The 20,556-nt window shown below is 73.9% G+C and carries 19 protein-coding genes; 6 read left to right on the forward strand and 13 right to left on the reverse strand.

The features are described from left to right. Positions 1-148: 148 nt before the first annotated feature. Together ypfJ and ACR68M_RS07745 are read left to right on the forward strand one after the other, a co-directional pair. Positions 149-1,030 carry a KPN_02809 family neutral zinc metallopeptidase gene (gene ypfJ / locus ACR68M_RS07740; RefSeq protein WP_441249691.1) on the forward strand — a complete coding sequence of 294 codons (882 nt, stop codon included), beginning with the start codon at positions 149-151 and terminating at the stop codon, positions 1,028-1,030. A 136-nt stretch (positions 1,031-1,166) separates the two neighbouring features. After that, on the forward strand, positions 1,167-2,276 hold the full coding sequence (locus tag ACR68M_RS07745; RefSeq protein WP_441249692.1) for a glycoside hydrolase family 26 protein: 1,110 nt from the start codon (positions 1,167-1,169) through the stop codon (positions 2,274-2,276). Here ACR68M_RS07745 and ACR68M_RS07750 read toward each other — a convergent pair. The 9 genes from ACR68M_RS07750 to ACR68M_RS07790 all read right to left on the reverse strand — a co-directional run bounded on the left by ACR68M_RS07750 (position 2,253) and on the right by ACR68M_RS07790 (position 12,872). Continuing rightward, positions 2,253-3,455: a GNAT family N-acetyltransferase gene (locus tag ACR68M_RS07750; protein ID WP_441249693.1), complete on the reverse strand. Its 1,203-nt coding sequence runs from the start codon at positions 3,453-3,455 to the stop codon at positions 2,253-2,255. The genes ACR68M_RS07745 and ACR68M_RS07750 overlap by 24 nt on opposite strands. After that, positions 3,452-4,159 carry a YveK family protein gene (locus ACR68M_RS07755; RefSeq protein ID WP_441249694.1) on the reverse strand — a complete coding sequence of 236 codons (708 nt, stop codon included), beginning with the start codon at positions 4,157-4,159 and terminating at the stop codon, positions 3,452-3,454. The genes ACR68M_RS07750 and ACR68M_RS07755 overlap by 4 nt, the downstream gene beginning before the upstream one ends. A gap of 92 nt (positions 4,160-4,251) precedes the next feature. Further along, positions 4,252-5,379 (reverse strand): glycosyltransferase, encoded by a 1,128-nt coding sequence (locus ACR68M_RS07760; protein ID WP_441249695.1) that lies wholly within the window; start codon positions 5,377-5,379, stop codon positions 4,252-4,254. Next, on the reverse strand, positions 5,376-6,167 hold the full coding sequence (locus ACR68M_RS07765; RefSeq protein ID WP_441249696.1) for a polysaccharide deacetylase family protein: 792 nt from the start codon (positions 6,165-6,167) through the stop codon (positions 5,376-5,378). The genes ACR68M_RS07760 and ACR68M_RS07765 overlap by 4 nt, the downstream gene beginning before the upstream one ends. Then, complete coding sequence (locus ACR68M_RS07770; RefSeq protein WP_441249697.1) at positions 6,157-7,899, reverse strand: lipid II flippase MurJ; 1,743 nt, start codon at positions 7,897-7,899, stop codon at positions 6,157-6,159. Before ACR68M_RS07770 ends, ACR68M_RS07765 begins: the two co-directional genes overlap by 11 nt. After that, positions 7,896-9,233 (reverse strand): O-antigen ligase family protein, encoded by a 1,338-nt coding sequence (locus ACR68M_RS07775; RefSeq protein ID WP_441249698.1) that lies wholly within the window; start codon positions 9,231-9,233, stop codon positions 7,896-7,898. The genes ACR68M_RS07770 and ACR68M_RS07775 overlap by 4 nt, the downstream gene beginning before the upstream one ends. 5 nt (positions 9,234-9,238) lie before the next feature. Further along, the gene (locus ACR68M_RS07780; protein WP_441249699.1) at positions 9,239-10,750 is read right to left on the reverse strand and encodes an exopolysaccharide biosynthesis polyprenyl glycosylphosphotransferase; all 1,512 of its coding nucleotides are present in this window, start codon (positions 10,748-10,750) and stop codon (positions 9,239-9,241) included. A 363-nt stretch (positions 10,751-11,113) separates the two neighbouring features. Continuing rightward, positions 11,114-12,298 (reverse strand): glycosyltransferase, encoded by a 1,185-nt coding sequence (locus tag ACR68M_RS07785; protein WP_441251537.1) that lies wholly within the window; start codon positions 12,296-12,298, stop codon positions 11,114-11,116. A 133-nt stretch (positions 12,299-12,431) separates the two neighbouring features. Next, on the reverse strand, positions 12,432-12,872 hold the full coding sequence (locus ACR68M_RS07790; RefSeq protein WP_441249700.1) for an SRPBCC family protein: 441 nt from the start codon (positions 12,870-12,872) through the stop codon (positions 12,432-12,434). An 89-nt stretch (positions 12,873-12,961) separates the two neighbouring features. Here ACR68M_RS07790 and ACR68M_RS07795 point away from each other — a divergent pair, with 89 nt between their 5' ends. Then, entirely contained in the window at positions 12,962-13,816 is an 855-nt protein-coding gene (locus ACR68M_RS07795; protein ID WP_441249701.1) for a HipA family kinase, read from the forward strand. Positions 13,817-13,826: 10 nt separating this feature from the next. Here the strand turns inward: ACR68M_RS07795 and ACR68M_RS07800 are convergent, their stop codons facing one another. Continuing rightward, complete coding sequence (locus ACR68M_RS07800) at positions 13,827-14,717, reverse strand: helix-turn-helix transcriptional regulator (protein ID WP_441249702.1); 891 nt, start codon at positions 14,715-14,717, stop codon at positions 13,827-13,829. A 67-nt stretch (positions 14,718-14,784) separates the two neighbouring features. Then, complete coding sequence (locus ACR68M_RS07805; protein ID WP_441249703.1) at positions 14,785-15,030, reverse strand: hypothetical protein; 246 nt, start codon at positions 15,028-15,030, stop codon at positions 14,785-14,787. A gap of 163 nt (positions 15,031-15,193) precedes the next feature. Between ACR68M_RS07805 and ACR68M_RS07810 the strand changes: the two genes are divergently transcribed. Then, entirely contained in the window at positions 15,194-15,622 is a 429-nt protein-coding gene (locus tag ACR68M_RS07810; protein WP_441249704.1) for a hypothetical protein, read from the forward strand. A gap of 58 nt (positions 15,623-15,680) precedes the next feature. Here the strand turns inward: ACR68M_RS07810 and ACR68M_RS07815 are convergent, their stop codons facing one another. Further along, positions 15,681-16,649, reverse strand: a complete 969-nt coding sequence (locus ACR68M_RS07815) for a GlxA family transcriptional regulator (RefSeq protein ID WP_441249705.1) — start codon at positions 16,647-16,649, stop codon at positions 15,681-15,683. Between the two features lie 87 nt (positions 16,650-16,736). Then, positions 16,737-18,071, reverse strand: coding sequence for a glutamine synthetase (locus ACR68M_RS07820; RefSeq protein ID WP_441249706.1), 1,335 nt, complete (start codon positions 18,069-18,071; stop codon positions 16,737-16,739). Positions 18,072-18,276: 205 nt separating this feature from the next. On the opposite strand from ACR68M_RS07820, the gene ACR68M_RS07825 reads away from it, so the two are divergent. Further along, positions 18,277-18,924, forward strand: a complete 648-nt coding sequence (locus ACR68M_RS07825) for a TetR/AcrR family transcriptional regulator (protein ID WP_441249707.1) — start codon at positions 18,277-18,279, stop codon at positions 18,922-18,924. A gap of 82 nt (positions 18,925-19,006) precedes the next feature. Next, a complete protein-coding gene (locus ACR68M_RS07830; RefSeq protein WP_441249708.1) occupies positions 19,007-20,512 on the forward strand; it encodes an MFS transporter in 1,506 nt (501 codons plus the stop codon). The last annotated feature ends 44 nt before the right edge of the window (positions 20,513-20,556 follow it).

Raw genomic sequence — 20,556 nt, forward strand, 5'->3', positions numbered from 1 at the left:
GACACGGCGCGCCACCCGGACGGGCGTGCGGCTACGCGCCCCGTCGGGCTCCGGCGCCGACCTGCGGCTTCCGGCTGGGCGGCGGGCGGCGGTGCCCGCTATCTTGCCACTGCTACGGCGGGATGACTGTTACAGAGGTGGTACGCAGATGCAGTTCGACGACCAGGCCGATCTCGACAGCTCCCAGGTGGAGGACCGGCGGGGGCTGCCGGGCGGGAAGATCGCGGTGGGCGGCGGGGTCGGCGTGATCGGCCTGCTGCTGGCGCTGGTGTTCGGGATCGACCCCGGGCTGCTCGGACTCGCCGGGGGCGGCGGCGCCTCGGCCGGCCCGAGCACGGCCGGGCAGGTGCAGCAGACCTGCAAGACCGGCGCGGACGCGAACAAGCGGCAGGACTGCCGGATCGTCGGCGTGGTCAACAGTGTGCAGACCTTCTGGAGCGGCGAGCTGCCCCGGCGCGGGGTGCGCTACTCCCCCGCCGACACCGTGCTCTTCACCGGGCGGGTCTCCACCGCCTGCGGCGCGGCCAGCTCGGCCGTCGGCCCGTTCTACTGCCCCGGCGACCACAAGGCGTACGCAGACCTCGGCTTCTTCTCCGAGCTGAGCAGCCGCTTCGGCGCGAAGGGCGGCCCGTTCGCTGAGGCGTACGTGATCGCGCACGAGTACGGGCACCACATCCAGGCGCTGACCGGGCAGACGAACAAGGTCGGCAACGACCGGCAGGGGGCGAACAGCGCCTCGGTGAAGCTGGAGCTCCAGGCGGACTGCTACGCCGGGGTGTGGGCCAACAACGCGGTGAAGACGCCGCAGGCGAGCACCGGGCGGCCGCTGATCAACAAGCTGACGGACGCGGACATCGCCCAGGGCCTGGACGCGGCGGCGTCGGTCGGCGACGACCGCATCCAGCAGCAGGCCCAGGGGCGGGTCAACCCGGAGAGCTGGACGCACGGGTCGTCGGCGCAGCGGCAGCAGTGGTTCACCGTGGGGTACCGGTCGGGGGACATGACGAAGTGCAACACCTTCGCCCAGTGACTGACGGCGGAGTCCGGTCGCGTGTGCGACTTGTCCACTTTTGAGTGACATAAGGCTTTTCTGACGGTCTGTGGGCTTACCGTCGTGCTTACCGGACGCCTTCCGGCCCGGGTGCGACGCTCCGAGGAGAGAGCCCATGCGATTGGCCCGCCTTACGCTGGCCGCCGCCGCGCTGCTGTTGATGGTGACCACCGCGAGTGTCCCGCCGGGGACGCCGTTGGACCAGACCGAGCGGCGGGCCGCGCTCTCCTCGGACGCGGTGCAACCGCGCGGGGCCGCGCCCCGGCCCGCCGTGCAGCGGACCCGGCACGAGGCGCCGTTCGGAGCCTTCGTCGGCTCCTGGGACAACTACATCCCGCAGATCCGGCGGATGGCGCAGTGGCTGAACGGCGCCAACATGCAGGTCGGCCACACCTACCTGGCCGGGAACGGCTGGAACGACATCGAGGGCGATCCGGTGGTGCTCGGCCTCTGGTCGCAGTGGCGGCTGGCCGATCCGAGCCGCAAGCTCGTGCTCGGCGTGCCGATGCTGGTGCCGAACGAGGGGAACATCCCGGACGGCGAGGTGGCCAAGCTGCTGGCCCGGGGCAACCAGGGCGAGTTCGACCGGCACTTCCTCAAGCTGGCCCGCAAGCTCGTCGCGCTCGGCGGCGGCGACACCGTGCTCACCCTCGGCTGGGAGATGAACGGCACCACCTACACCAGCCGGTGCCGCCCCGACCCGGCGGCCTGGAAGGCGTACTGGCGGCGGATCGTGACGGTGATGCGCTCGGTGCCCGGCCAGCACTTCAAGTTCGACTTCGACCCCACCCGGGGCCTGGACGCCATCCCGTGGACGCGCTGCTACCCCGGTGACGACGTGGTCGACATCATCGGGATGGACAGCTACGACCAGCCCGCCGGGGGCACCTTCGACCAGTACATCTCCGAGCCGTACGGGCTCCAGGACCAGGTCGAGTTCGCGGCCAAGCGCGGCAAGCCCGTCTCCTACCCGGAGTGGGGGCTCTTCCGCAACGGCGACAACCCCGAGTTCGTCCGGCGGATGGTGGAGTGGATGCGGACCCACGACACCAGCTACCAGACCGTCACCGACTACTGCCCGCACGGGTTCTGGGGATGCGACCGGAACCCGCGCTCCAGCGCCGTCTTCAAGCAGCTGATGTCCGGCTCGCAGGGCGCGGCGAACCCGTGGGCAGCGGCCGGCTCAGCTGCGGCAACCGGCTCAGCTGCGGCGCCGGGCCAGTAGCGCCGCCTTGAGCCGGGGCAGCCGGGTGTTGAGCAGCTGCACGGCCACCTGCCGGGCCCGCACCCGGCAGGCCCGCACGGCAGCGGCCGGGGCGAGCCTGCCGGGGCCCAGCACCAGGCGCTGGTTGGAGAGCTGGTCCGGGCGCCAGCGCTGCTTGTAGGGCTCCTGGCCGCGCAGCAGGCTGAGCACCGGGATGTTCGCGCCGCGCACCTCGTCCAGCGCGACGCCGAAGAGCAGCCCCGCGATGTCCAGCCGCTCGCGCAGGGCCGGGTGCGCGCCGTACATGTAGAGGCCGCCGAAGGACGGGCAGAGCAGCAGCAGGTTCACCGCGACGGGCTCGCCGTCCAGCGAGTAGCGGTGCACGGCGGCCCGGCCCGTCGCGACCAGGCCGGTGGTGGACTCGACCAGGTGGGCGGCGAACCGCTCGGTGCGGTGCTCGGCGGTGACGCCGCGCTCGCGCCACTGGAGGAAATGCAGGTCGAGCAGCTCCCGGACGGCCTCCGGCACCTGCTCCGGGGTCGCCGAGCTGACCTGGACGCCGGATTCGGCGATCTTGCGCTGCTTCACCCGGCTGCGCTGGGCGGTCTTGCCCGGCAGGCGCTTCAGCAGCTCCTCCATCGGCACCGCCGGGAGGTACTGGCAGAGCGAGTCGGCGAAACGGTGGCGGCGGCCGCGCCAGTGCTCGAAGACCCGCTGCGCCGCAGCCTCCGGGTGCACCTCGCGCAGCTCCAGGCTGTGCCAGGGGCGGCGCAGCGGGAGGGCGCCGGCGAGCTCGGCGGCGGCGCGGTCGGCGTAGGCGTCGTCGAGCAGCACGTCGGTGTAGTCGACCAGGCCGGCGCCCAGGTTGGTCAGCCCGCCGAACAGCCCACGGCGGCGCAGCGCGGCGGCCCCCACCAACTGCTCGTCCCGGCGGACCAGGACGACCACCAGACCCCCCGGGCGGCCGTACTGCCGCCACCAGGAGCGGACCCAGGCGGCGGCCTGGAAGGAGGTCGCGGTCGCGCAGCGGGCCGCCAGGGCGTCCCACTCGGCGGCCAGGGTGTCCAGCGCGTCGTCCTCGCGGCGGACTTCGGTGCGCCAGCGGGGGCCGGAGGTCTCGGCCGTCTGGGTCGTCTGGGTCGTCTGGGCGGGGACTGTGGCGGGGAGTGTGGTGGTGCTGAGCTGTTCCTCGGTGGTCATCGTCGACTCCCGGCTCGCTTGGGCTCCTGCGGTTCCTCGGCGGGCGCCTCGGTGCGGGGCTGCGGCGGCACCGGGACGTCGGCGGGCTCGGTGACGGGCTCGGTGACGGGCTCGGTGACGGGCTCGGCTGCGGGCGCCGGCTCCTCGGCCGGGCGGCGGCGGGTCATCACTACGAGGGCACCGACCAGGACGCCCGCCGCCCCGCCGACTGCCGTGTCCAGCTGGGCGGAGGGCGAGGTCGGAGCGTCCGGCTCGGCGGCGGCGGCCAGCGGCACCAGCCGGACCCCGGTCTCCTTGCTGCTGGTGTTGGCGAAGGTGACCAGTGAGCGGGCGACGGCGTCGGCGTTCAGCACCGCGTCCTGCGGGCGGCGGCCGGTGCCGGTGATGTCGATCACCGGCGCGTCGGGCGAGGTGGTGCCGCTGACCATCCCGGCGAGCTGGGCGACGCTGCGGCCGGTCTCGGCGGCAGCCGCGGTGAGCACCTGCGGCTGGCCCGCGAGACGGCCGTACGCCTGCGCGAAGTTGACGGCGGTGTTGCCCTCGCCGGGGTTCTGCGGCACGACCACCACGTACGAGTTGGCGGCGTAACTGGGGTGCGAGACGACGGCGTAACCAGCCCCCGCCACGGCACCCAGGGGGACGGCCAGCGCCACCGGCCACCAGCGACGGGTCAGGGCGCGGGCGTTCCGGCGCAGTTCGGACATCGGGAGGCTCCTTGGCTGTTCGGTTGGTTCAGGCAACTGGTGAGCTGCACGCAAGCGGCCGACCTCAGGGGCGCGGGGAACTGGCTGTCCGTTCAGACGACCGCGAGGCGGTCGTACAGGCGGCCGAGGCTGTCGGCGATGCGGGCGATGTCGTAGTGGGCGACGGCGGGGGGCTGCGGCAGAGGGAGGCTGCGGCGGCTCCAGAGCTCGCACAGGGCTGCCGTGTAGGAGGCTGCGTCGGAGGGGATCCTGACTGCCTCGGGGGCTGCCTCGGGGGGGAGTTCGTCGAGGGCGGGGCAGGCGCTGTGGCGGACGGGGAGACCGGCGGCGAGGCCCTCCAGGACGGTCAGGCCGAAGGTCTCCTCGGTCGAGGGGGCGGCCAGCACGTCCATGGCGGTGAGGAGTTCGGGGACGTCGTCGCGCTCGCCGGTGCAGACCAGCCGCCCCCGGACGCCGCGCAGCGCCGCGCGGTGCTGCAGCTCCTCGAGCTCGGGGCCGGCGCCGACCAGCAGCAGCCAGGGCTCGCGCAGGGCCGGGTGCTGACCGGCGAGGACGGTCAGCTCGGCGAGCGAGTCGATCAGGAGGTCGAAGCGCTTGCCGGGCACCAGCCGCCCGACCCCGCCGATCACCCAGGCCTGCTGCGGCAGGCCGAGCTCGGCGCGGACGGTCTGCCGCAGGGCCGCCCGGGAGGCGGTGGGCAGGGCGTAGCGGGCGGCGTCGACGCCGTTCGGCAGTACGTCGACCCGGCGGACGCCCCAGTCGTCCAGCGTCCCGGCGACCTGCCGGGAGACGGCGACGGTGGTGCTGCCGAGGCGTTCGGCGGCCAGGTAGAGGGCCTTGACGCCGGGGGTGACGGACCGACCCTCGATCACGCCGGGGTGCAGCGAGTGCTCGGTGGCGACGACGGTGCGCACCCCGCCGAGCCGGGCGGCCAGGCGGCCGTAGAGGCCGGCGCGGTAGAGGTGGGTGTGCACCAGGTCGTAGCCGCCGGTGCGGACCAGCCGGGTGAGCCGGGGCAGCACCGCGAGGTCGCGGTTGCCCCGCATCCGCAGGTCGTGCACGGTGACGCCGTCGGCGCGCAGGGCGGTGGCGACGGCGCCGGGGTTGGTGAGGGTGGCGACCTCGCAGCGGTGACGCTCCGGCAGGTGCCGCAGCAGCAGCTGGAGCTGGCGCTCGGCGCCGCCTGCGGCGAGGCCGGTGATGACGTGCAGGACTCTCATCGGGCCGCCCTCCCCCTGCCCACCCGGCGCAGCCCGACGAGGGCGTCCCGCAGCCGGTGGCGGCCGCGTTTGGCGCGTAGCCGCAGGGCGCCGTCGCGGTCGCCGACGTAGCAGCGCGGCAGGGCGAAGCGGCCGGTCAGCTCGCTGTGGCCGATCGCGCAGGCGTACTCGTACCCGGCGTCGCGGACGGCCAGGGTGGCGGGCAGGTCGACCGCGCCGTACGGGTAGCAGAAGCCGGTGACGGGCCCGCCGACCAGCTCCTCCAGGGCGCGGCGGCTCTCCCGCGTCTGTGTGGCGAGCACCTCGGCGGGCAGGCCGGGGAGGGCCTGGTGGCCGAGGCCGTGCGAGCCGATCTCCCAGCCGGCGGAGGCGAGTTCGGGCACCTGGTCGACGGTGAGAAGCTGCTTGCGGGGGCCCTCGACGTCCCAGCCGTTGTCGCTGCCGAGCAGGTCGGGGACGACGTACGCGGTCGCCGTGAAGCCGTACCGGTGCAGCACCGGGACGGCGTGCCGGGCGAAGTCGGCGTACCCGTCGTCGAAGGTCAGACCGACCAGCCGCCCGTCACCGCCCTCGGCGCGGGCTCGCAGCAGCTCGCGGATGCTGACGCCGCGTCGGCCCGTGCGGTGCAGCCACTCCATCTGGGCGGCGAACCGGCGGGGGCTGACGGTGAGGAGGTACGGGTCCTCCTCCTCGTCGGCCACCGAGTGGTACATCAGGATCCAGGGCGCGGCCCTGAGCGACGTCGCCTGGGCCGGTAGGCGCAGGCGCTGGTCGGGTTCAACGTCCATCGGGCAGCTTCCCTTCAGCGGCCGGGGGAGGCGGGTTCAGCGCCCGTACGAGGGCGAGCACCGGGCCGCGCACCTCGTCCGCGCCGAGCGCGGTACCGAGGGCGGCGAAGACGAGCAGCACGCAGCCGCCGCCGAGCAGGGTGGCGAGCAGCGGGCCCGCCGCGAGCTGACCGGCGAGGGTGCCCGTCAGGGCGGCGCCGACGGCTGCGGCCAGCAGGCGGGCCTGCCCGCCGAGCACCCGGCCGAGCCGTAGCGCGATGCCGCGCAGCAGCAGGCCGCGGAGCAGCAGCACGGCGGTGGTGGTGATGCCCGCGGCGTTCCCGGCCGCGAGGCCGAGGGCGCCGAACCGGGAGGTGGCGGTCAGGCCCACCACGACGGTGACCAGCAGCCCGACGGCCATCGCCGCGACGGGGTACCAGTCGAGCAGGCGGCGCCCGCCGTCGTCGGTCTGCGGCTGGTCGGCGCGGCGGACCACGGGGCGGACGGAGAAGTAGGGGCGGACCATCACCCCGATCAGCGCCTGGGCGGGCAGGCCGAAGCTGTAGACCCGGATCACGGCGGCCGTAGCGGCGGTGTCGAGCGCGCCGAAGGCGCCGCGCTCGAAGAGCAGCGAGACGACGGACGGCGCGCAGGCCATCAGGAAGGCGGTGCCGACCAGTACGACGGCGGCGGCCTGGCCGAGGTCCTTCTCGACCCGGTCCCGGGCCGCCGCCAGATCGCCCGCCGCGAGCGCGCGGGCGACCAGCGGGAAGGTCACGGTGCAGATCAGGATGGCCGCTGTCATGGCCAGTTGGGAGACCTTGGCGGCGTAGTTGAGGTGCGAGATGGTGCCGGGCGGCAGGCCGGAGCCCAGGTACCGCTCGATGAAGACCTGTGCCTGCCGGGTCAGGGTGAAGGCCGCCACCGGCAGTATCGCCAGCGGGATCAGCACCAGGCCCTGCCCGGCCGGGCGGCGGCCGCTGCGGCGGGCCGCCCCGCCCGCGCGCAGGCGGCGGCCGAACGGGCCGATCAGCAGCCCCGCCATCAGCACGCTGCCGAGCGCCACGCCGACGGCGGCCGAGCGGACGCCGAGCAGGCCGTGGCAGGTCAGCAGCACCGTCAGGATCGCCGCGTTGTAGGCGACGTAGATCCCGGCGGGGGCGGTGAACCGGTGGTGGGCCCGCAGCGCCGAGCCGAGGTACCCGGCCACGCCGAACGGGAGGATGGTGAGCGCGGTGATCCGGGTGCAGGTCACGGCGAGGCCCGGGTCGGCCAGGCCGGGGGCGAGCAGGTCGACCAGCTGGGGGGCGCCGAGGGCGGTGGCGGCGGAGAGCGCGCAGAGCGCGAGCAGCAGCCAGGGCAGCGTCGCGCGGACCAACTGGCGTACCGGGTCCGGCCCTTGGGGGCGCTCCTCGCGGAGCACCAGGGCCAGGCTGAAGGCCGGGACCATCAGGAAGGCCATCGCGTCCTCGATCAGCAGCGGCGCGGCCGTCTCGGGCACCGTCCAGGAGACCAGGAAGGCGTCGGTGCCCTGGTTCGCGCCGAAGTACCGGGCCAGCAGCAGGTCCCGGAGCAGCCCGAGGGCCGACCCGGCGGCGCTGAGCAGGGCGGTGACGCCGAAGGCACGGGCCAGGAAGCCCCGCCGGCCGGGCGCCTCGGGCTCGGGGGCCGGGGGCTCGACAGCCACCGGTTCGGCGACGCTGCGGGCGGCCGGGAGCAGGGGCGCGACCGCGCTCGGCTGGTCGGTCGTCATCGGGGCTGCGCTCCCTGTTCGGGCAGGGCTGCCGGGCCGGGCAGGGCTGCCGGGCCGGGCAGGGCTGCTTTCGCCGCGAGGCCGAGGACGACGGAGGTGAGCACGGTCGTCGTCCCGCCGATGTCGCCGTACAGGAAGTCGACCAGCACCCAGCAGAGCAGGGCGAGAGCTGCCAGACCGGGGCCGGCCGCGCGGCGGAGGCAGCCGATCAGGAGGGTGAGGAAGAGCGCCAGGTAGGCGACGGCGCCGATCAGGCCCTGCTCGCTGAGGACCAGGAAGTACATGTTGTGCGGGGAGAGCAGCGGCTCGCGCTGGAAGCCGATGGTGGGGTCGGCCGCGTCGCTGCCGGAGGAGAGCCGTAGCGGGGCGTGGCTGTCGCGGAGCTGTTGGAAGGCCTTGGGGCCGGCGCCGGTGACGGGGTGGTCCTGCCAGATCGCCTGGGCGGTGGCCCAGAGGTCGTAGCGGTCGCTGACCGACTGGTCGGGGGCGGCCTCGACCGAGCCGATGCTGCTGAGCCGGTCGGTGACGCCGGAGGAGCCGAGGCCGAGGCCGCCGACGAGCACCACCACGGCGGCGGCGCCGAGCACGGCGCTGCGCAGCGCCAGCCGGGCGTCGGCACGCAGCAGCAGGACGGTCGCGGCGGCGGCGCAGGCGATCCAGCTGCCCCGGCTGAAGGAGACGGCGAGCGGGAAGGCGAGGAAGGCCGCCGCCCCGTACATCGCCCGGCGCAGCCGCCGGTCGCCGCCGGGGCCGCGCTCGGCGAGGGCCAGCGCGAGGGCCGCGAGCAGGCCGAAGCTGACGACGGTGGACATCGCCATGATGTCGAGGGCGCCGAAGGTGCCGACCGCGCGGATCGGCTGGCCGGTGTAGGAGGCGCCGGTGCGGGTCAGGTACTGGTCGGCGCCGACCACGCCCTGGATGAGTGCTGCGGCGACGAAGGAGCCGAGGACCAGCCGCTGGTCGGTGCGGTCGCGGAGCGAGCAGACCACCGCGGCGGGGACGAGCACGAAGACCTGCACCAGCCGGACGAAGCCGGTGAGGCTGGTCTGCGGGTCGATCGAGCCGATGGTCGCCAGCGCGGCGGCGACCACGATGCCGCCGAACAGCACGCAGGCGGTGCGGTGCAGCGGCGGGGTGCGGCCGCGCAGCAGGTCGACGGCGGTGAGCGCCATCAGGGCCAGTGAGGCGAGGTCGGCGGGGGTGATGTGGACGGCGGCCGCGACGTCCTTCTCCCCCGTCGGGACGCAGACCAGCAGGACGGTCGCGGCGGCGAGCAGGCTGGGCCTGGTCCTGACGCCGTGTATGGCGCGGGGCAGCGGCAGGGCGAGGGCCATCGGGCTCAGCTCCCGTCCGGGTGGAGCATCAGGGCGGCGGTGCGGAGCAGCAGTTTGACGTCCTGCCAGAGGCTCCAGCTCTCGATGTAGCGGTTGTCGAAGCGGGCCCGGTCCTCGATCGAGGTGTCGCCGCGCAGGCCGTTCACCTGGGCGAGGCCGGTGAGGCCGACGGGGACGCGGTGCCGGTCGGGGTACTCGGGGTAGACCTGGCCGAAGCGCATCACGAAGTACGGCCGCTCGGGACGGGGGCCGACCAGGCTCATGTCGCCGCACAGGACGTTCCACAGCTGCGGCAGCTCGTCCAGCGAGGAGCGGCGGAGCAGGCGGCCCACGGCGCCCATCCGGTGGTCCTGGGAGATGTTCCAGCGGGTCGCGGACTCGTGCTCGTTGCTGGGGCGCAGGGTCCGGAACTTGAGGACGGTGAAGACCCGCCCGTCGAGGCCGGTGCGCTGCTGGCGGAAGAGCACCCCCGGGCCGGTGTCGAAGCGGACGGCGAGGGCGCAGACCGCGAGCACCGGCGCGAGGGCGAGCAGCCCGGCGGCGGCGGCGGTGATGTCGAGGGCGCGCTTGGCGGCCCAGCCGTGGCGGCGCATGGCCGGGCGGCCGAGCCGGACGCAGGGGAAGCCCCAGAGGTGGTCACGGGCCGGGCCGCCGACCGCGCCGTACTCGCGCAGTGCGGGCACCAGCCAGACCTGGCAGCCCAGCCGGGCGGCCTCGCGCAGGGCGGCGGCCGTCTCGGTCTCGTCGGCGGCGCCCTCGGTGGCGAGCACGTGGTGCACGCGGTGGCGGCGGATCTCCCGTTCGAGCACCTCGCGGCCGCCGAGCACCGGCAGCCGGGTGGAGTCGGCGAGCAGCACCGGGTGCGGGTCGAGGAAGCCGACCGGGCGCATCCCGTACTCGCGGCGCTCGGTGAGCACGGCGGCGACGCGCTGGCCGAGCTGCCCGGCGCCGAGCACCAGGACGGGGCTCGGGCGGCGGCGGCGGGCCTGGCGGAGCAGGTGGTAGCTGAGGGCCCGGCCGCAGGCGGCGAGCAGCAGGAAGAGCGCGAGCTGGGCGGCGAGCCGGAGCGGGGTGGCGGGGCCGCCGCCCGGCCAGGCGCCGAGGCAGGCGGCCAGGCTCACGGCGAAGGCGGTGGCGACGGCGGCGCGGGCGGCGAGCGCGGGCAGCTCGTCGAGGGCGGAGAGGGTGAGCCGGGTGCGGTAGAGGCCGCCGGCCAGGTTGAGCGGCAGCAGCAGGGGCAGGACGGCGGCGGAGCCGAGCAGGGAGTGCGCGCGGCCCTCGGTGGCGAGGGTGGTCAGCGCGGCGCCGACGCAGACGGCGAGGGAGTCGACCAGGACCAGGGCGGCCGGGAGGGCCGTCCGCTCGAGGGAGTGCAGCGCCCTGCGGTGGCGGCCGACCGGCGGGGCCGAGCGGGCCTGCGCGGTGGTGGCGGGGCGGTCGAGCAGCCCGGTGGCGAGCCGCCGGGAGGACGGCAGGGGGCGGCCCGGCCGAGGCACACTCTCGTGGTCAATGGTCATCAGCGCGCGAACTCCCCTGCTGTGTACCCGCCGCGACGGGCCGCCCGGGGCCGGGGGCGAGCCGGCCCAGCGATCCCGGCCCGGTGGCTGCGGTCCAGGTAGCACCTGCTGCCTTGGGTGGCATGCCGAAGGACGGCATTCGAACATTTCCGGAATGCCTCGCGGAGGGTCGGCAGTCAGGAATAGTGAAGAAGCAGGCAAAATTAGACAATACCGAACGCTGGCTTGATTTCAGGAAGTTGACTTGCCATTTCATTCCACCTGCCCATTAATCAGACTTTCGGATTATGAATCCTCGGCCGGCCTGTCCAGGCGCGAACACGGCAGCACCTTCGCGGCGAGCATTCACGGTCTGAGAAACGATCAGGACCGCCCAGGGACACGGCTCCTGCGGTGCGCCCCGCGCTGACGGGGCATGCCGTCGGCGGAATCCCGCCGAAGGAGAGTTCGATAGAGCGCGTCCACCTGGGCGACCACGTTTCGCACATCGTGTCGCTCGGTCAGATGTTCGCGGGCGATCGCTCCACGGCGTTCGCATTCGATCGGATCGGACAAAGCCTCGATCAGGCCACGCGCGAGATCCGCCGAACTCTCCGGCTCCACCAATGCCTGCGGCCGCTGCCCCGGCGGCAGGCACTCCCGGGCCCCCGGCACGTCGGTCAGCAGCACGGGCCGGCCCATCGCCATCGCCTCCAGCGGCGCCAGCGCCATCCCCTCCCAGCGCGAGGGCAGCACCACCAGATCGGCCGCCGCCAGCCACGGGCGCGGGTCCGCGACGTCCCCCGCCAGGCGGACCCGGGCCGGCTCCGGCAGATCCCGGACCCGGTCGGCGAGCGCGGTGGCGTCCGGCCCGTCCCCGACCAGCGCGAGCCGGGCCGCCGGCACGCTCGCGAGCACCTCGGGCCAGGCGTCCAGCAGCACGTCCTGGCCCTTCTGCCGGCAGAGCCTCCCGACGCAGACCGCGAGCGGCGCGTCGAGGTCGAGGCCGAGCGACATCCGGGCCGCCCGGCGGGCCGCCGAGTCGGCCGGGGCGTAGTGGCGCACGTCCACGCCGTTCGGGACGACGTGCCAGGGGGCCCGCAGGCCCGCCGCCTCGCCGTCGGCGCGCTCGCGCTCGCTGACGCAGAGCACCGCCCGCACCCAGCGGGTGGCGTACCGCTCCCAGCGCAGCGTCGCCGCCGCGAGCGGCCCCTCCACGGCGGCGAACGACCAGGCGTGCGGCTGGAACACGGTCGGCACGCTGCCCCTGGTGGCGAGCCGACCGGCCAGGCCCGCCTTGGCGCTGTGCAGGTGCAGCACGTCCGGCTTCGCCGCCCGGACGATCCGCCGCAGCCGCCACGCCTCCGCCGGGGTCGCGGGCCCCGGCGACCGCCCGGCCGGCCAGTCCAGCACCAGCGCCCCGGCGACCGCCGCCTCCTCGGCCAGCCGACCGCCCTGCGGGCAGGCCACCAGCACCCGGCAGCCCGCCTCCCGCTGGCCCCGGACGAGATCCACCACGACGCGGGCCACTCCACCGTCGACGGGCTGGGAGATGTGAAGGATCGTCATACGCACGGCCGCGAGCCTAGGTCTGCGGCACCGCCCAGCCGCCGTGCTTTCACCCTCTCCGGGGCAGAACCACTCGTACGGGTAGGCAGGCGGCCCCGCCCCACCCGGGCAGGTCGTCGGCCGCCCGGGGGTGTCAGCCCAGTTCGCTGGCGAGGCGGGCGAGGATCTCGTCGTGGATGCGGTTGAGGCCCTTGGGCGCGAAGGTCCGCTCGAAGAAGCCGCCGATGCCGGTGGCGCCCTGCCAGGTCGCCTCGACGGTGACCTTGGCCTGGTCGGCGCCGACCGGGCTGACCGTCCAGGTGATGACCATGGTGGAGTTGGCGTCGGTCTCGACCAGGCGGTGGGCGGACGGCTCGGTGACGGCGAAGAGGCAGTCCCGGGTGCGCTTCTCGGTCGCCTGGAGCTTCCAGTGCACCTGGGTGCCCGCGCCGGTGCCGCCCGCCCGGACCTCGTACTCGCTGTACTGCACCGGCAGCAGCCTGGGGCGGACGGCCGTGTAGTCGGCCAGCGCGTCGAACACCCGCTGCGGAGAAGCCTGGTAGACCGACTCGGTGGTGGCTTGGACCTGTCCCATGACGTGATTCTCCTCAGGTGCGGCAGTGCTTTCCGGCCAAGCCAACCACTGCCGTCCGCCCGGTCCAAACCAGAGCTACTGTGGCGGGTGTGCTGAACGAGGTGAGTGCTCTCAGGTATCTGGACCCGCTGCGGGCGGGCAGTTCGGTGCCCGGCATCGTCGAGACGGACGACCTGGGCACGTACGTGGTCAAGTTCACCGGTGCCGCCCAGGGCCACAAGGCGCTGGTCGCCGAGGTGATCGTCGGCGAGCTGGCGCGGCGGCTCGGGCTGCGGGTGCCGGAGCTGGTGCTCGTCGACTTCGACCCGGCGCTCGGCGCGCACGAGCCGGACGCCGAGATCCAGGACCTGCTGCGGGCCAGCGCCGGGGTCAACCTCGGGATGGACTACCTGCCGGGCTCGCGGGACTTCCGGCCCGGCATGCTCGACGTCTCCCCCGCCGAGGCCGGGCGGGTGGTCTGGCTGGACGCCCTCACCGGCAACGTCGACCGCAGCTGCGCCAACCCCAATCTGATGGTCTGGCACGGCGCCCTCTGGCTGATCGACAACGGCGCCGGGCTGATCTTCCACCACCGCTGGTCCGGCGCCCACGCCTCACTGCTCAAGTCGTACGACCTCAGCGCCCACGCCCTCGGCGCCTACGGCCCCGACGTCCGGGCTGCGGACGCGGAGTTCGCCCCGCTGGTGACGCCCGAGCTGCTGCGGGAGGTCGTCGCGCTCGTACCCGACGGCTGGCTCGCGGACGAGCCCGGCTTCGACTCGGCCGGCGAAGTCCGGGAGGCGTACGTCCGGCACCTGGCGGCGCGGGCCGCGCAGTCCGCCGCCTGGCTGCCGGACGGCTTCGCCTCGGTGGAGGAGCTGCGGGCCACGGCGGCGAAGCGCGCCGAGGCCACCCGCGCGGGCCGCCCGGCCTGGCTCCAGCACGTCCCCGACCGCACCCGCTGACCCCCGCCGATCACCCTCCGGAGACGGACCTGCGCACAGCAGCGGAGGCGGCGGCGGACGGCGCGGCCCACGCCAGCAGCACCCGCAGGGCGTCGTGCGAGGGGCTGTCGGGGGCGGCGGCGTACGTGATCAGGGCCTGGCCGGGGTCGTCCGCAACCCGCAGGGTCTCGTACGTCAGCTCCAGGTCGCCGACGACGGGGTGGTGGAAGCGCTTGATCCCGGAGGTCTTGTCCTGGACGGGGTGCTCCGCCCACCACCGGCGGAAGTCCTCGCTCTTCATCGACAACTCGCCGATCAGGCTCGCCAGTTGCGGGTCGTCGGGGTGCAGCCCCGCCTCCAGGTGCAGGTAGGCGACGTTCTCGCGGGCGCAGGCCGTCCAGTCCGCGAAGAGCTCCCGGGAGGCGGGGTTGAGGAAGGTCATCCGGGCGATGTTGCGTTCGGCGGGCTTCAGCGCGGCGTAGTCGCCGAGGAGGGCGCACGCCGCCGCGTTCCAGGCCAGGACGTCCATCCGACGGCCCATCACCAGGGCCGGGACGTCCCGCAGCTCCTCCAGCAGCCGCCGGAGCATCGGGCGCACCTGCTGCCGTTCGGGCCGGGGCCGGGGGTCGCGCGGGGCGGCGGGGCCGGGTTGGGCGAGGCGGTGCAGGTGCCGGCTCTCGTCCTCGTCCAGGCGCAGCGCGCGGGCGAGGGCGCCCAGGACGGCCGCCGACGGATTGGACACGCGGCCCTGTTCCATCCGGGTGTAGTAGTCGACGCTGACGCCGGCGAGCTGGGCGAGCTCCTCGCGGCGCAGCCCCGAGACCCGGCGCCGACCGCCGAAGTCCGGCACGGCGACATCCTCGGGGCGCAGGCGGGAGCGGCGGGTCCGCAGGAACGCGCCCAGGCCGGTCGTAGTGCTCATGCCCTGATTCTGCCCCCTCGCACCGGTGTTGAGCCTGGCCCTGTCAGGGCCAGGCTCGGCGGTCGAGCTACGATCCGCGCGGTCGCAGCCGGTCGAGGGTGAGGTCGACGAGCCGGCGCCAGTCGCCGCTGTCGGTGCGGATGGTCGCGGACAGGCAGCCGACGATCATGTAGACGTCCGCGACGGTGAGATTTCCCGGACGGCGGGTGGTGGGGGTTTCGAGGGTGTCGAGGGTGGCAACCCGGACCCGGCGAAGATCAACCCCATCGCCGCCGCGTACGACATCACCTACTGCGCACAGGGCGACTGTCACCTTCCTGGCCATGGCGGGAAAGGGGGGATTGTGGTCCTTTTCGAATTGGACCTCGGCGCGTTAGGTTTCTCATGCATCCGCCGCGAATCACCTGCCCTCGGGAATCCCAGCCAGTCGGGTCGGCGGGCTCGACGTCCCGACGTCGTACAGCCTGGACGGCAACGTGCTGGTCCAGACGATCCGCACCGAAGCGAGCACCGTCTACCCGGTGGTCGCGGACCCAAAATGGACCTGGGGGATCATCAGCGGCACGGTGTACCTGAACCGCGACGAGTCGAACAAGCTCGTCAGCGGCGCGGGGCTTGCCAGCCTGCTCGGCATCTGGTCCGGTCCGCTGTCCATCCCCGGGCACGAGGGGGAGGACGGCGCGCTTCGCGAGCGCGTCCGGCGCCGTCGTCCTGGCCGTGGGCTACGTCTGCAGCAGCAACGTCGTGCCGGCCCCGGCGCCCGGCCTCAGTTCGTTCCTGGCGTTCAACCTTTCCGTCCTGGCGGGCATCACCTTCACCCTCGCCCGTATTTCCTGGAATCGGCACCGATCCGGTCGGAATTCCTAGCGGAATCAGCACGACGGATCACCTTTTCCGACCGGTGACGCAGGGGTGGCGATCGGGAATCGCAGGGGAGTTCCCGATCGCCGCCGCTGTTCCGGGTCAGAAGCGCTGACGGTACTGGGCCGGGGAGATGGCGAGGGTGCGTTGGAAGGCGCGGCGCATTGCCTCGGAAGTCGGGTAGCCGCTGGCACGGGCGATGTGCTCGATGCTGTCGTGCGTGTCCTCGAGGAGGCGGCGGGCGGTCTCCAGTCGGCTTCGGTCCACGTAGCGGCCCGGGGACGTGCCGATCTCGGCGGTGAAGGCGCGGGTGAACTGCCGTGCGGAGAGGTTGGCGCGCCGGGCCAGCGTCTCCACGCTGAGATCTGCCTCGGGGTGGGTCGCGATCCAGTCCTGGACGTCGCGCAGGCTGTGGCGGTCGGCGAGTTGCGCCTCCAGGTGCGTGCTGAACTGCCGCTGGGTGCCGGGCCTGCGCAGGAAGACGACCAGATGGCGGGCGAGGGCCAGGGCGGCCTCCCGCCCGAGGTCCTCCTCGACCAGGGCGAGTACGAGGTCCAGCCCGCTGGTGCCGCCGGCGGAGGTGGAGACCCGCCCGTCGCGGACGAAGATCGGGTCGGAGTCCACCTGGACGTCGGGATACGCCTGGGCGAGGTGGTCGGCCTGGCTCCAGTGAGTGGTGGCCCGCTTGCCGTCGAGCAGCCCGGCCTCGGCCAGCAGGAACGCCCCGGTGCAGATGGAGACGATCCGCCGGGAGCGCGCCGCGTGCCGCCTGAGCCAGTGGACGACCTCCGCGTTGACGGCGACACTGCCGTCGCCGCTGTAGGGCCCGGGGACCACGACCGTGTGCGGCGCGGCGACGGTGTGCAGGTCGGTGTCCGGCACCAGCGTCAGGCCGCTGGGGCTGTAGACCGGGCTGCCGCCGGGGCTCGCGGTCCGGATGCGGTAGGCGACCTTGCCGGGCACCGCGTCGGCGGCGTGGATGTTGGCAGCGGAGAACACCTCGACGGCGCTGACGACGTCCAGCGCGTCCACGCCCTCGAAGAGCACGATGAGTACGGTGCGCGTTCTCACACACCCAGCCTGCCCAACCCCGCAGGCGTCCGCCAGGCCGCGATTCCCGCCTTCCGCGCCATCGGACCGCGCGGCACCCGCCAGGACCTAGTACCGCCAGCGCGTCGCCTCGATGATCTCGGCGTCCGTGCGCAGCGCGAAGAGTTCGGCCTCGGCGCGGCGGACGGCGAGGACGGCGGCGAAGAGGTGGGCGCCGAGGGCCTCGCGGAGGAGGACGGACTTCTCGTAGGCGTCGATCGCTTCGGGGAGGGTGGTGGGGAGGCGCTCGGCGGTGCCGGGGTCGCCGGGGACTTCGGGGGGCAGGGGGTGGCCGGCGTCGAGGCCGGCCAGGCCGGCGGCGAGCACGGCGCCGACGGCGAGGTAGGGGTTGGCGGCGGCGTCGAAGCACTTGATCTCGGCGTTGGCCTGGCCTGCGGTGGAGCCGGTGATCAGGCGCAGCGCGGCCTCGCGGTTCTCCAGGCCCCAGCAGCGGTAGGCCCCGGCCCAGTGGGCGGGGACGAGCCGCAGGTAGGACGCGGCGCTGGGGGCGCCGAGGGCGAGCAGCGCGGGGAGTTCGGCGAGGACTCCGGCGAGGAAGTGCTCGGCCTCGGGGTGCAGGCCGTGGCGGCCGGGGCCGCCGTGGGCGAGGTCGAGTCCGTCGTCGCGCCGGAGGCTGAGGTGGAGGTGGCCGCCGTTGCCGACGGCGCCCTCGGTGAAGACGGGGGCGAAGGAACTGCGCAGGCCGTGCCGGGCGGAGACCGCGCGGACGGTGTGGCGGACGAGCATCGCGGTGTCGGCCGCCTCGACCGGGCCCTCGGCGGCAACGGAGACCTCGAACTGGCCGGGGGCGTACTCGGGGTGGAGCTGGAGGACGGCAAGGCCCTGGGTGGTGAGGGCGCGCAGCACGTCGCGCAGGTAGTCGGAGTGGTCAACGAAGCGGTGCATGCCGTACGCGGGGCCGGTGGTGGCGGGGGCTCCGGACTGGTCGGCGACGATCCACTCGACCTCGATGCCGGCCCGGCAGGTGAGGCCGCGCCGGGCGAGGGCGTCGACGGTGCGGCGGGCGAAGCGGCGCTGGCAGCCGGGGTGCGGGGTGCCGTCCTGGGCGTAGCGGTCGGCGGGTGCCCAGGCCCAGCCGGGCTGGGCGGCGAGCGGGGTGAGGCGGTCGAGGTCGGGGACGAGCCGCAGGTCTCCGGCGGGGCCTTCGGTGAAGGTGCTGCTGGTGGTCGAGTCGTCGACCAGGAAGACGTCGAAGCAGGGGGCGGCGCCGACGCCGTACTCGGCGGCGTGTTCGAGCTGGGCGAGCGGGACGGACTTGACCCGGGTGAGTCCGGCGTTGTCGACCCAGCCGAACACCACCCCGTCGATGCCGTCGGCGGCCAGTCGGGCGGCGGCCTGGCGGGCCCGCGCGGCCCGTTCGGCGCGGGGGTGCGTGGTGGTCATGGGCCCATGCTGGCGGGCGGGGCGCGGCGTCGGCCGGACGCGGGGCGGGAGTTCACTCGTCCGTGCGCCCTCGGTCGGATGATGTGAGGCAGGTCACCGCGGGTCGAGGGGGGTCGAAGAAATAACTGGGGAGAGTTTCTCCGTTTGGCTACTATGGCTGAAGCGGGGAAGAGTTCCCCGGTATGTGGCGGAGAGGAGACCACCAGTGACCACCGACACCGCCACGACCACCAGGGCGCCCCGCCTGCGGGCCGACGCGTCCCGCAACCGCGAGCGGATCATCAGGGCCGCCCGGGAGATCTTCGTCGAGCAGGGCGCCGACGTGCCCTTCGACGAGATCGCCCGCCGCGCGGGCGTCGGCAACGCGACGCTCTACCGGAACTTCGCGGACCGCCGGGAGCTGGCGCACCACGTGACGCTGGCCGTCATGACCAGTGTCGCCGACCAGGCCGACAAGGCGGCAGCCGAGGAGCCCGACAGCTTCGAGGCGCTCGGCCGATTCGTGCACGCGGCCGCCGACGAACGGATCGGCGCGCTCTGCCCGATGATCTCCGACCACGTGGACCAGGCCGCGCCCGACATCCTGGCAGCCAAGGCCCGGCTGGACGCCGCCGTCACCGGCCTGGTCGCCCAGGCCCACCGCAGCGGCGTGCTGCGGGCCGACGTCGGCGCGGGCGACATCGTGGTCGCCATCTCCCAGCTGACCCGCCCGCTCCCGGGCACCGCCTGCCTGGACCTCGAACCGTACGCCCACCGCCACCTGCAGCTGCTGCTCGACGGCCTGCGGGCTCCGGCCCCCTCCGTCCTGCCCGGCCGGGCCACCACCCTGGAGGACCTCCGCCGCCAGCACTGACGGCCCCGCTCTCCACTCCCAGACTTCACGCGACACCAGACGCTCATCTCGCACGCTCCGAAACACGTAAGTGGGTACCTCCATGTCCGGAACCTCCCTGCTGCCAGATCCTCGGCGGTGGAAGGCCCTGGCCTTCATCGGCCTCGCCCAGCTGATGGTCGTGCTCGACGCGACCATCGTGAACATCGCCCTCCCCTCCGCCCAGGCCGACCTCGGGATATCCGACGCCAACCGGCAGTGGGTGATCACCGCGTACGCGCTGGCCTTCGGTGGCCTGCTGCTCTTCGGCGGCCGGATCGCCGACCTGTGGGGCCGTAGGCGCACCTTCATCGTCGGCCTCAGCGGCTTCGCGCTGGCCTCCGCACTCGGCGGCGCCGCCGCCAACACCGCGATGCTGCTCGGCGCCCGCGCCCTCCAGGGCGTCTTCGGCGCGCTGCTCGCCCCGGCCGCGCTCTCGCTGCTCGCGGTGATGTTCACCGAGGCCAAGGAGCGGGCCAAGGCCTTCGGCATCTACGGCGCCATCGCCGGTGGTGGCGGTGCGATCGGCCTGATCCTCGGCGGTCTGCTCACCGAGTACCTGAACTGGCGCTGGACCTTCTTCGTCAACATCCCGTTCGCCGCGATCGCGATCACCGGTGCCGTCATGGTCATCCGTGAGCCCGAGGGCGGGCGCAACCGCAACCGCCTGGACATCCCCGGCGTGCTGCTGGTCACCACCGGTCTGGTCTCGCTGGTCTACGGCTTCACCCGCGCCGAGACGGACGGCTGGACCTCCGGCATCACCCTGGGCCTGTTCGCCGCCGCCGCCGTGCTGCTGATCGCCTTCGCACTGGTGGAGAGCATGGTCAAGGCCCCGCTGCTGCCGCTGCGCGTGATCTGGGACCGCAACCGTGGCGGGGTCTACCTCTCGCTCGGCCTCGCCGTGATCGGCATGTTCGGCCTGTTCCTCTTCCTCACGTACTACCTGCAGGTCGTGCTCGGCTACACCCCCGTCACCACCGGCCTGGCCTTCCTGCCGATGGTCGCGGGCATGATCACCGGCTCGACCCAGATCGGCGCCCGGCTGATGACGCGGATCGCGCCGCGCTACCTGATGGCGCCGGGCTTCCTGGTCGCCTCGCTCGGCCTGCTGATCCTCACCCAGATCAAGGTGGACGGGAACTACCCGACGCTGATCCTGCCCGGCCTGGTCCTGATGGGTCTCGGCATGGGTACGGCCTTCATGCCCGCCATGAGCCTGGCCACCTACGGGGTCGAGCCCCGCGACGCCGGTGTCGCCTCCGCGATGGTCAACACCTCGCAGCAGGTCGGCGGCGCCATCGGCACCGCCCTGCTGGCCACCGTCGCCAACAGCGCCGGCACCGCCTACCTGAAGTCCCACCACCCGGCGGGCGGCTCGAAGGCCGAGCTCGGCCTGTTCAAGCTGGAGACCATGGTCCACAGCTACACCACGGCCATCTGGTGGTCCTTCGGCATCCTGGTGCTGGCCGCGACCGTGGCCGCCGTCCTCATCAACGCCGGCCACCAGGGCGGGCAGCAGGGCAAGTCGGCCGACGCCGAGGACGCCATCCCGGTGATGGCGCACTGACCCGCTGGGCACACACCCCCGTCGGCCTCCGCGACCACTCCGGT

Source organism: Kitasatospora sp. McL0602 (genome assembly GCF_052076145.1).
In the GTDB taxonomy this organism is placed as follows: Bacteria; Actinomycetota; Actinomycetes; order Streptomycetales; family Streptomycetaceae; genus Kitasatospora.

Excerpts from the sequence above, each read along its gene's own strand:
- ACR68M_RS07800 (WP_441249702.1), bottom strand. The coding sequence starts at position 14,717 with ATGAGCACTACGACCGGCCTGGGCGCGTTCCTGCGGACCCGCCGCTCC.
- ACR68M_RS07760 (WP_441249695.1), bottom strand. The coding sequence starts at position 5,379 with ATGAGAGTCCTGCACGTCATCACCGGCCTCGCCGCAGGCGGCGCCGAG.
- ACR68M_RS07770 (WP_441249697.1), bottom strand. The coding sequence starts at position 7,899 with ATGACGACCGACCAGCCGAGCGCGGTCGCGCCCCTGCTCCCGGCCGCC.
- ACR68M_RS07785 (WP_441251537.1), bottom strand. The coding sequence starts at position 12,298 with ATGACGATCCTTCACATCTCCCAGCCCGTCGACGGTGGAGTGGCCCGC.
- ACR68M_RS07750 (WP_441249693.1), bottom strand. The coding sequence starts at position 3,455 with ATGACCACCGAGGAACAGCTCAGCACCACCACACTCCCCGCCACAGTC.
- ACR68M_RS07830 (WP_441249708.1), top strand. The coding sequence starts at position 19,007 with ATGTCCGGAACCTCCCTGCTGCCAGATCCTCGGCGGTGGAAGGCCCTG.
- ACR68M_RS07790 (WP_441249700.1), bottom strand. The coding sequence starts at position 12,872 with ATGGGACAGGTCCAAGCCACCACCGAGTCGGTCTACCAGGCTTCTCCG.
- ACR68M_RS07745 (WP_441249692.1), top strand. The coding sequence starts at position 1,167 with ATGCGATTGGCCCGCCTTACGCTGGCCGCCGCCGCGCTGCTGTTGATG.
- ACR68M_RS07765 (WP_441249696.1), bottom strand. The coding sequence starts at position 6,167 with ATGGACGTTGAACCCGACCAGCGCCTGCGCCTACCGGCCCAGGCGACG.
- ACR68M_RS07780 (WP_441249699.1), bottom strand. The coding sequence starts at position 10,750 with ATGACCATTGACCACGAGAGTGTGCCTCGGCCGGGCCGCCCCCTGCCG.
- ACR68M_RS07755 (WP_441249694.1), bottom strand. The coding sequence starts at position 4,159 with ATGTCCGAACTGCGCCGGAACGCCCGCGCCCTGACCCGTCGCTGGTGG.
- ACR68M_RS07775 (WP_441249698.1), bottom strand. The coding sequence starts at position 9,233 with ATGGCCCTCGCCCTGCCGCTGCCCCGCGCCATACACGGCGTCAGGACC.
- ypfJ (WP_441249691.1), top strand. The coding sequence starts at position 149 with ATGCAGTTCGACGACCAGGCCGATCTCGACAGCTCCCAGGTGGAGGAC.
- ACR68M_RS07820 (WP_441249706.1), bottom strand. The coding sequence starts at position 18,071 with ATGACCACCACGCACCCCCGCGCCGAACGGGCCGCGCGGGCCCGCCAG.